Here is a 10,570-nt window from a genome sequence, read left to right on the forward strand (position 1 = left end):
GAACTTTCTGTATTAAAGCTTGCGGTGTTTTAGTGCCGGTAGCTTAGAGCGTACCTCTTTTAATTTATCTTTGCTGAGTTTGCCCTGAATAAAACCTTCCCCTTCAGGTAGATTGCTCAATATTTCTCCCCAAGGGTCAATTAGCATGCTCTCACCCCAGGTTCGACGTTGATTTAGGTGTAGACCACCTTGAGCGGAAGATAGTACATAGCACTGGTTTTCAATAGCACGTGCACGCAAGAGGATCTCCCAATGATCCTTGCCAGTAGTGTAAGTAAATGCAGCTGGAATAATGTGGCAATCTACTTGCCCAAGTGCGCGGTATAGCTCTGGAAAACGTAAGTCATAGCAAATGCTTAAGCCGAAGCTCCAATCAATTTCATTGACGCTGATTGCAAATTGACCCGGTTGGCTGCCTGCTGAAATAGTTTCCGATTCTTCGTAACGCTCGGTTTTGGTTTGAAAGCCAAACAAATGCATTTTGTCGTAGCGAGCGATTTGCTTGCCCTTCGGATCAAATACCAAGGAGGAATTCAAAACTTTATTGGATTCTTTTGCCTCTAGGGGGATGGTGCCAGCAACGAGATAAATATTATTTTCTTGGGCAATAGCGGCAAGGCGCTCTTGAATAGGACCGGACCCGGCAGCTTCTCGCGCACTTACCTTATCGGTATCTTTCAAACCCATTAAACAAAAATATTCTGGCAATACGGCAAGCTGAGCACCGCAATCTGCAGCCGCTTTAATCAAACTGGCGGCAACCTCAAGGTTCTCGCTGAGGCTAGGGGTCGATACCATTTGTATCGATGCCATATTAAGTTCAGAAGTATTTCTTGGTAAGTTCATTTACTTAGTTTGGCATTTGGGAGGGGTTATTTTGATTTTCGGGTGGGCTTGCAGGTGCAGAATTTGGCGCGCTAGGTTTAGCTTGCTCTTTCAAAAGATTTTTAGTGCGAATCGTCTCCATCGTTTTGGCATCAAGCGGTTGCCCCTTCTGATCAAGCGGAATTACTTCTGGATTTTCCCAACACCCCTGAATCAAATAATCCGTTTGCATAGTGCGATTAATTTGGTTGGTGATGAGGTATTGACCTACTACCGCCCCTAGTCCAATGATAGGGTTGATCATAAATGCAGCTAGTGAGCCGGCTGTGGCATCAATTGTTGGGAATATAGTGATCCTTAAATCTTGAGTTTCTTTTGGGACATTAATTTGCCCTGCCATTGCGACGCGGGCCTGATCCAGAATCATGGTGAACTGCTTGGTTTGTGCAATTCCTTGTGTTATCTCAAAATTACTACTAATCGAGTTAAATGGTGTACCTTTGGTGGCTAGGTTGCCGAGGCTGCCCTTTAAGTCTAAGGTAGCAAATCTAAACAAGCTTTGCAGACTCAAGACATCCAATAATTTCGCGCCATCAGAATTGACTTCAAGTAGGCGACCTTTGGCAAGGTCAAGGCTAACGTTACCTGCAAGAGAATCATAGTTAGGCGAAAAGGGTGACCCAGACCATGAGAGTGAAGCATTGAGTTTTCCTTCTCCGCCCTCTACCGACTTGGAGTTGCTCCAATGCGAAATGATTTGTCCCGCATCTTTGATATTTACATCCGCAGTGAAAGAGCTTAATTCAGCATTTTTTGGAGTATGAGCAAGCCATTGGCCCTTGATAGTCGAATTGCCTTGAGGATTATTAATTTGAATAGACTCGACCTTCATGAGATCCTGACTAGTCCTAGATTTGATCTTCACTGCACCTAGCTTTGCTTTTGTCCAACTCAAGTCATCAATGACTAAATCTAAGCTGGGAATCGCGTTGGGACTGATGGGGGTCTTAAGGGGAGATGTTTTTTGTGAGGCATCTTCCTTATTGAGTAAGTCTGGGGCTAGGCGTTGATCTGGCACCTTTAGGCGTGCGAGTCTTCCAGAAATTAACCCGCTCGGATGATCGCTACTACCCGGTTGCCATTGCAATTGACCAGCAATTTGTGGTGCATTCAAGCGCAGTTGCCAGCCTACATTTTTGTTCTGTGACTGCATGCTGACATCAGTCCAATCGCGGTCTAGGGCAATTAATTTCTTTACTTGAGCAGATATTTGGATGTCTTCTTCGGCAGCGTCAATCTGTTTAGCGTCACTCGCTTTATTTGCTGCTTTACCCGTTCCAAAAAACTCTATCCATTGATCAAGATCGAGTTCATTGCTGGCTAAGTGTAAAGAGATACCTTGCTGCGGCAGTGGTGTTGGAGACCCCACTCCTAATGCATTTTTTACGTCATTGGCAGAATTAAGATTTCCTTGGAGAAAATATTGATCCCCCAATTTACCGGACCAATCTGCACGAACTGGATTGCTTTTACTTGCTGGATAAGTCTTTAAGTTGAATTCGCCCAACATAGGAGTGCCGGCTAATTTTTTGGCAGGCGCTGGGGCAGAGCTTGCCCAATTACGTAAATCAAACTTCAGATTGGTTTCGCTACCACTTTTATTGAAGTTGATCAGACCTTCATATTTAGCTGACCCACTCATTGCACTCAGAAGTGCTGGATGCGCTGGAGATTTTAAATTTCCTGAAATGTAATCTTTTATAAACCTGGCATTAATGTCGCCACCAATGCTGAAGCTGGTGTTGCCTACCGCAGATGGTGCGCTGGAAATCTTAAAAGTCCCGCCTAAAAAATTCGCAGTGATGTTTTCAAACTCTGGATTGACTTCGGTAATACGCACCTTGCCCTTCAGGTTGTCTAGTGGAGGAGCTTGCCCCCATTGAGCTTGGTTTCCGGGGAGGTTAATTTTTGCATCGAAGTGAACATCATCATTTCCGGACAGCGGGATTTTTAAGTCAAGACCCACATTCACTGCGCCCTTGAGGGTAAGATTTTTAGCTAAGTTGGCTTGTTGCACGCCCACAGGTGATGCAAATACGTATTCAAGAATTTCAGAGCCATCCCCTGCGATTGATCCATTGATGAGTAAGGTGAGATTTTTGGCGCTGAGATTTGGGATTTGGGATTTCACGTCGGTCAGTGCTACCTTTTTGTAATTTGCTTTATCGACGTCAATGTTCAGGGTTGCCTGCTTTATGTCGATGTTGCCGCTGACATTACTAAATGCTTGCCAAATTCCCTGGCTTCTTGGGAGTAGGGGTGCTGGTTTGAAGCTCGCTTTGGAAAAAGGTAGGTGCAAGCTGAGCTCCCCAACAGTTCCACTTGGGTAAGGCGCTTGATTTGGGTCACCTTTGATATGTAAAGAGCCATTTTGAATCTCTCCAGACTCAAAGGCTTTACTGAGGTACAGACGACTATCCTTATCCATTCCAACCGGTAAGTAGCGATGTGCTGTCGCTAATTTTGCTTTAACAAACTCCATATCCAAGGCCATTTGATCGGGTTGCTTGGCGGTTCCGATCAGATAGCTAAGGTCAAAATTGGTAGTGATTTCAGAGTTGCTAAGCTGCATTTTCTTTGCATTAATGAGCCAGCCACTTTTTTGTTTGGACCAATTAATATTGCCTTTAGCACGGTCTAATTGAATCTCTGGGTCAGATAGAAAATCATTCATCACCAACTCAAGATTGCCCGAATCCATTGTGAAGCTACCCTGCTTCTGATTACTCACGAGATTGCCAGATAAATTCGAAGCTGAGGGCATGGATTTATTTACCCCAGTGAAGCTAATGTCATTCAGCTTTGCGCTGACGGTGAAATCGAGTTTGTTGGAAGTAAACCAATTACCCGGTATTGGTAAAGCCGATAGGGCCGATTGGCTTTCGGACCAATTCATTTCCACATTCTCTAGCTCACCATCTGCTTCAGAGATCTTGATCCACTGGTGAATTTTTTTCGGCAGAGGGAGATTGAGTGCGAAAAGTGCAATATCTTCAACTTGTATTTTTGGCGATGAGAAGCCAAACTCTTTGATTTCGCCACCATCTTTTGGCGGACGCCAACGGAAAGTAATTGGACTTAATTTATCCAATGGTGCGGTGCTAGGGCTATCGATATTTCGCCATGCCAAGGTTTTTGTTGTGATGGAATTGAGGCCACCATCCGTCTCCTGAATAAGATTGGTTTCCAATCTACCAAACTCAAGAGGATCCTGATTTTTGTTTAATTGAACCCGGAGCTTATCGGCGACTAAATACATTTGCCCGCCATTCGCCATTCCGACATCGAGCTTTATGCTACCCTTGGAATTGAGTTTGCCGCTTAAGTCATGCAAGGGAAGACTCAGGTCTTTAGAGATTTGAGTGAGGTCTAGATCTGCTAGATCCCATGAAAAAATACCGATCCAGTCCCGCCAATTACCTGCTTGTCCGCCAAGATGATGAACAAAGTCAGCCTGGAGTTTGATCTGATTTGGACTCCAAGGAGTTTTCGTGAGCAGTTGAGCCTCATGGCTCCGAATGCCATTTGTGAGATGAATACTTTGAACATCAATTGAAGTCTTTAGATTTTGACTTTGTTGGTCTTCCCAGAAGATTTTGGCATTATTAATTTGTATGTCGTTTTGAGCGAGCAACCAATTCTCAGCAGCAAAATCATTCTCTTTGCTGTGAATAGGAATACCAGCAACAGAGACAGCGCCTGTTGAATCTCGTTTTGCATGGAGCTCAATCTGCTCAAATGTGATCTCGTGAAAATAAGGTGTCAGGTGATAAAAAGAGAGCCAGCTGAGTTGCCCGCTAATATTTTTAATCTGTAGGGGTGGCGGCACAGCATCGGCGTTATTGAAACGTAACCCTTCAATTGCAAAGCTGGGTCGAATTCCTGTCCATGAAACTTGCACGGCATCCATTGTGACGTTGGTGCCTAAGCGCGCACTCATTAAGCTTTCTAGGGCGGGCTTGGATTTCTCGATCTGTGGCCATAAAACAAAACGCACCCCAAGATGGCCAAGCACAAAAAAAGCCACGGTGACACCAGCAAGAATAAGGGCACGCTTACGCCAACGACCGCCAGTGCCTGGAGCACGTTTTTGAAGCACGCTCTTCAGGCGGGTCCGGATGATGTTTCGTAACATGGACTCTATTATCCGTCAGCCATTGGGCGATCGCCAAGCTTCTGCGGTTTGATTCTGGAGTCGGATTAAGATGGAGAAATGACCGATTTTGCTGCCCAAATTGAATTTCTAAAGCAACACTCCAGCTATGCGCAACGCTGGCTTCATTCTCGCCCTGAATGGGTCGATTGGCTTCGTTTGCAGGGTTCTCGCAAAGTCGATGTTGCCGGGATTAGGGGTCTATTAACCCCTTGCGAGGATGCTTTGGCAGGTTCAGAGCAGGACGAGGTTCAATTTATGGCAGATCTGAGGCTGGCAAGACAGCGCCTCATGCTCTGGGTTGCCTTCCGAGATCTCAATGGCATTTCTGATCTCAGCGAGGTGACCCATGCCTTGAGCCACTTCGCGCAAGAGACGGTGGCTCTCTCGATTGCTTATATTCGTGAGGATCTGCAGCGTCGTTTTGGTTTGCCGTGGAGCAAGGTTACTGATTCAGAGATGCCTTTGATGGTAGTGGGTATGGGAAAGTTAGGCGGTCTAGAGCTCAATCTTTCTTCTGATATCGACCTCATCTTTTTATACGAGCATGAAGGAGACACTCAAGGCGGCCCTAAGAGTATGTCTTATCACGAGTGGTTTACCCGAATGGGCAAGCGCTTGATCAAACTCTTGGCAGAACATGATGCGAATGGCTTTGTGTTTCGGGTAGATATGCGTCTCAGACCCAATGGAGACTCCGGCCCCTTGGTCTGCAGTCTCGATATGCTCGAGGAATACTTATTGGTCCAGGGTAGGGAGTGGGAGCGCTATGCTTGGATTAAGGGTAGATTGATTGCGCCTTTACCTGACTCCCCCTCTTTTGCCTATTGCGATCGCGAACTCGATCAATTGATTCGCCCTTTCGTATATCGTCGCCATCTTGATTACGGTGTGGTTGCCTCCATCCGTGAGCTACATGCGCAGATACAGCATGAGGCTGAGAAGCGCTCTTCCAATCATCATGGTCGATCTAGGGATATTAAGTTGGGTCGGGGCGGCATCCGTGAAATTGAGTTCTTAGCGCAAATGTTCCAGTTGATGCGGGGCGGGACTGATCCACGTTTTCGCATTCGACCTACTCTGGAAGTATTGGACTTGGTAAAGCAACAAGGAATTTTGCCGGCCAATGAGGTGGATGATCTTAAGACGGCTTATGTTTACTTGCGTCGCTTAGAACATCGTATTCAGGTATGGGAAGATCAGCAGACACACTACTTGCCTGAAGATGAAGGTGCTCGCACTCGATTGGCTGCGAGTATGGGTGGCCCTGATCAGCTTCAAGAGCGAATTGCTTTCATATCGGAGCTCGATAAACACCAAGCCGCGGTAGCTCAATATTTTGAAAAAGCCTTTGTGCTAGATAATGCTGCGCGCCTAGACAATACCTCTTTACCAACTGGATGGGAGCCTGATAGTGCGCTGTTCCCAGAGTCTGCAGGGCGTTGGTTGACTTGGGCTGATGGCTCCAAGCAAAGACAATTGTCAGAGAAAAGCAGAATTATTTTCAATAACTTGATTCGTAAGGCTGCAGATAGTTTGGAAGCAGATCAGCCTGCTGTAATTAGCGCCGACCAGACTTTACTTCGCTTCTTTGATTTGCTGGAGGCGGTTGCCCGACGTAGTGCCTACCTATCCATATTGTCTGAGTACCCTCAGGCGCTGTCCAACGTATTGGCTTTGCTAAAGGCATCTCAATGGGGTGCTGAATATTTAACTCGGCATCCCCATCTGCTGGATTACTTACTTAATTCACGTACTGAAAAAGCGCTGATTGAACAGCCGGAGCAATATTGGCGAGAAGTAAAGACTACTTTAGATATGCGTCTTGATGACGTGATGGCCGATGGTGATGGCTCAGAACAGGCGATGGATATTTTGCGTATTACCCATCACACTGAAACCTTTATTACTTTATTGGCGGATCTAGGCATTGGCGTTGATCATGAGCTTTCTGTTGAAAAGGTCAGCGATCATTTATCTGCTTTGGCAGACTTAATATTGCAGACTACTTTTGAGCGTGTTTGGCCTGGTGTTGTCAAGAAATTTGAGCTGTCACTAGATACGACTGCGCCATTTGCAGTGATCTCTTATGGAAAATTGGGTGGAAAAGAGCTGGGATATGCCTCCGACTTGGATTTGGTTTTCTTGTATCAGGCCGAAGAAACGGATTTTGCCGCCCAAGAAATTTATGCCTTACTTGCTAAGCGCATGATTAATTGGTTAACGGCCTATACATCTGCAGGTAGTCTCTTTGAAATCGATACGCGCCTTCGTCCGAATGGCTCCGCAGGATTTTTGGTGACGAATACTGATGCCTTTAAGAAGTATCAGTTGCGTGAAGGCGATAACGCTGCATGGGTTTGGGAGCATCAAGCCCTGACACGCGCACGTTTCTCAGCTGGAAGTGAAGCGGTTGGAGCATTCTTTGATGATGTGCGTTTTGAGGTTTTAAGTCAGAGGCGCGATGTTGATCAACTCCGTCATGAGATTTTAGAAATGCGACGCAAGGTTCATGCTGGACATCCAAACCCCACCCCCGATTTTGATTTGAAGCATGACGCCGGCGGAATGGTGGATATTGAATTTATCGTGCAATTTTTAGTCCTCGCATATTCAAATACTCATCCACAACTGATTGGTAATTTGGGAAATATCGCCTTGCTGCGCATTGCTGGAGATGTGGGATTAATTCACGCTTCAATAGCTCAACAGGTGGGTGATGCCTATCGTTTACTTCGGGCGCGGCAACATCGCTTGCGTTTAGACGGTGCAGAAAAGACGCGTGTAGATTTGGGTCTTGAGCCTCAACTTGTGCAGGCAAGAGAGGTCGTGCTAGTTTTGTGGCAAGAAGTATTTCTTGCTTCCTCAAATGCTTAAAGACTTAATGTTGCTCTAGCAGTTCTCTCGCATGTCGACGCGTTGTGCCGGTGATAGTTGTCCCGCCCAGCATGCGAGCTACTTCTTCAACGCGCTCAGATCTTCCCAGCGGCGACACTTGGGATAGGGTTTTGTCCCCCGCCTGAGATTTACTGACTTTGAGGTGGTGATTGCCTTGTGCGGCTACTTGTGGCAAGTGGGTTACGCAAAGGATTTGATGTGATTCGCCAAGCTGGCGCAATAACTTTCCAACTGTCTCCGCAACAGCCCCGCCGATGCCGGCATCGACCTCATCGAATATGAGTGTGGGGGTAAATGAGGCTTTGCTAGTGATCACGCTAATGGCTAAGCTAATCCGAGCTAATTCACCACCGGAGGCAACTTTCGCAAGTGAGCGGGGAGTGCTGCCGGTATGACCTGCAACCAGAAATTCAATTTGCTCAAGACCATGAGTACCACCTTCAGCTAATGGCAGCAAGGCGATTTCTAGCTGTCCACCTGCCATTGATAAATCTTGCATTGCGGTAGTCACTTGCTTGCCTAAATCTAGCGCAGCCTTATTGCGTTTTTGCGTGAGTATCTTTGCTTGTTTGAGATAGGCAAGTTCTTCTTGCTTCACCTTCTCGCGTAAAGCCTCTATATTTTGAGAGGCAGTCAAGGCCTCCAAGCGTTCGCTGGTGTCGAGCAGTAGTTTTGGCAATTCATTTGCTTCGATGCGGTATTTTCGGGCGGCACCATGGAGTGCTTGCATGCGCTCCTCAACCTCGCTGAGACGCCCAGGATCTAAATCCAGTTTTTGCAAATAGCGATTGAGGCTATGCACTGCTTCATCAATCTGAATTTGTGCTGACTCTAAGGCTTGGCTGATATCACAGAGTGCGGAGTCATGCTCTGCTAATGCACTCATATTGGCGCTAGCTTTAGATAGGGTGGATTCCACAGAATTATCAGCATCACTGAGAGCATCAATTGCTTCTTGGCAACCACTGATAATTTTTGCACCATTAGCTAGGCGAGCATGTTCACTTTGAATAGAGGGCCATTCACCATCTTGCGGAGAGAGTTCAGTGAGTTCTTCTAATTGCCATTCCAAACGCTCACGTTCGCGTTCAATATCTTGCCCAGCGTTTTCAGCTTGCTCTAATTTGCGACGCGATTCATTTAGCGTTTTAAATAGTTGCGAGACTTCGGCGGCTAGCTCTAAGTGATTCGCATGACGATCTAGAAGCTCACGTTGTGCACCACCCTTGAGCAATAGTTGGTGGGCATGTTGCCCATGAATGTCCACCAACTGATCGCCTGCTTCACGAAGTTGCACCAAGGTTGCTACGCTACCATTAATGAAGGCACGGCTACGACCATTAGCTTCAACGGTTCTTTTGAGTAATAGGCTTTGCCCTTCATCCTCAATGGGAAAGCCTTGCTCATCAAGCCATTGATTGAAGTGCTGAATTTGTAGCTGATCAATGCGAAAGAGGGCACTGATTTCGGCGCGGTTACAACCTTCACGAATTTGGCTGCTATCCGCACGTTCACCCAATACCAAGCTAAGTGCGTCTAAGAGGATGGATTTACCAGCACCAGTTTCACCGGTGAGGACTGTGAAGCCTGAAGAAAAGTCTAGCTCTAGTTGGTCAACAATGACAAAGTCGCGGAGCGATAGAGTTTGAAGCATGCCTTAGCGTACCGAAAAATTCGACATCAGAATGTCGATGGATACTCATTCCAATGTAACTTCTCTCGCAAGGTTTTGTAGTCGCTATGACTGCGAGGGTGAAGCAGGGTAATAGTTTTTTTAGATTGGCTTACTTCAATGATGTCACCTGATTGCAAATTAGTTTGTGATTGCATATCAAAGTTCACAATGACTTCTCTGCCGTCCACCACTTCGATGCTCACCACAATATCTTGTGGCAATACGATGGGGCGATTGGACAATGAATGCGGGGCAATTGGTGCCAACAGAATTCCTGCTACCCGCGGATGCAAGATGGGGCCGCCGGCTGATAGGGCATAAGCAGTTGAACCGGTAGGAGTCGACACAATCAAGCCATCAGAACGTTGGTTGTACATAAATGAGCCATTGACGCGTACCGCAAGCTCGACCATTCCAGAAATTCCGGAGCGATTCACAACCACATCGTTTAACGCAAGAGCTTGGTTAAGCTCTTTACCATCGCGTAAGACAACTGCATCAAGCAGGGTTCTGGTATCCGCTTCAAATTCACCAGCAATAATTTGCGGCAAGACTGTTTGAACGTTCTGGATTGGGATGTCGGTCATGTAGCCCAAGCGGCCCATATTGATGCCAACGAGAGGGACTTTGCTGCCGGCCAGCTGACGGCCGATACCAAGCATCGTGCCATCACCACCCAAAACTACTGCTAAATCAATTGCGTCCGCAAACTCCTCAACTTTCTTGATGGGATAGGCGGTCAGACTAAGATGGCTTGCAGTGGCGCTCTCAACATAGACTTCACAGCCTTGCTGGCTCAGAAGTGCTGCTAGGTCATTAAGGCGCTCTTGCATGCCGTCAGCCTGATATTTGCCGACAAGCGCAACCCGGCTAAATGCCTTTTTGCTGGAATTTGGGGATGGGCTTAACATATAACGATTAAACCATACGCATAAAATCCCTTCCACTATGGATGATCG

5 protein-coding genes are annotated in these 10,570 nt (G+C 46.6%); 1 reads left to right on the forward strand and 4 read right to left on the reverse strand.

Translation table 11 applies throughout. The features are described 5' to 3' along the window. Positions 1-12: 12 nt before the first annotated feature. Together B7X71_RS07795 and B7X71_RS07800 are read right to left on the reverse strand one after the other, a co-directional pair. Positions 13-846, reverse strand: a complete 834-nt coding sequence (locus tag B7X71_RS07795; protein WP_363926825.1) for a carbon-nitrogen hydrolase family protein — start codon at positions 844-846, stop codon at positions 13-15. Between the two features lie 4 nt (positions 847-850). After that, positions 851-5,020 carry a YhdP family protein gene (locus tag B7X71_RS07800; RefSeq protein WP_293598013.1) on the reverse strand — a complete coding sequence of 1,390 codons (4,170 nt, stop codon included), beginning with the start codon at positions 5,018-5,020 and terminating at the stop codon, positions 851-853. Between the two features lie 78 nt (positions 5,021-5,098). Here B7X71_RS07800 and glnE point away from each other — a divergent pair, with 78 nt between their 5' ends. After that, on the forward strand, positions 5,099-7,915 hold the full coding sequence (gene glnE, locus B7X71_RS07805; protein ID WP_293598012.1) for a bifunctional [glutamate--ammonia ligase]-adenylyl-L-tyrosine phosphorylase/[glutamate--ammonia-ligase] adenylyltransferase: 2,817 nt from the start codon (positions 5,099-5,101) through the stop codon (positions 7,913-7,915). A gap of 4 nt (positions 7,916-7,919) precedes the next feature. Here the strand turns inward: glnE and recN are convergent, their stop codons facing one another. Together recN and B7X71_RS07815 are read right to left on the reverse strand one after the other, a co-directional pair. After that, positions 7,920-9,590: a DNA repair protein RecN gene (gene recN / locus B7X71_RS07810; RefSeq protein WP_293598011.1), complete on the reverse strand. Its 1,671-nt coding sequence runs from the start codon at positions 9,588-9,590 to the stop codon at positions 7,920-7,922. Between the two features lie 26 nt (positions 9,591-9,616). After that, positions 9,617-10,522, reverse strand: a complete 906-nt coding sequence (locus B7X71_RS07815; protein ID WP_293598022.1) for an NAD kinase — start codon at positions 10,520-10,522, stop codon at positions 9,617-9,619. Positions 10,523-10,570: the final 48 nt, after the last annotated feature.

This window comes from Polynucleobacter sp. 39-46-10 (genome assembly GCF_002282275.1).